This is a genomic window from Parazoarcus communis SWub3 = DSM 12120 (assembly GCF_003226565.1).
Taxonomy (GTDB): Bacteria; Pseudomonadota; Gammaproteobacteria; order Burkholderiales; family Rhodocyclaceae; genus Parazoarcus; species Parazoarcus communis.
The window spans coordinates 1-255 of the sequence record NZ_QKOE01000189.1 but is presented as its reverse complement, the minus strand read 5'-3'; the positions used below and the strand labels follow the sequence as shown (position 1 = coordinate 255).

Here is a 255-nt window from a genome sequence, read left to right as displayed (position 1 = left end):
CCGGCGGTGCTCGAAGCGTATCTGGGCGGGGTGGAGTGAAGACGATGAGCAACGAAACCAAGAAGACCGTTCTGGAAGTGAAGGACCTGTGCGTGTCGTACGGCAAGGTCGAGGCGCTGAGCAACGCGAACCTGGTGGTGGGCGAAGGGCAGATCGTGACGGTGATCGGCCCCAATGGGGCGGGCAAGACGACGATGCTGTCGGCGATCATGGGGGTGCTGGGCTCGCGTGGGCAGGTGGCGTTCGATGGCAGCA

Annotated in this window: 1 protein-coding gene; it reads left to right on the top strand. The window is 63.9% G+C overall.

The window, feature by feature from the left end:
* Window positions 1–44 precede the first annotated feature (44 nt).
* On the top strand, window positions 45–255 hold a 211-nt coding region (locus DNK49_RS23685; RefSeq protein ID WP_120719302.1), incomplete at its 3' end, for an ATP-binding cassette domain-containing protein.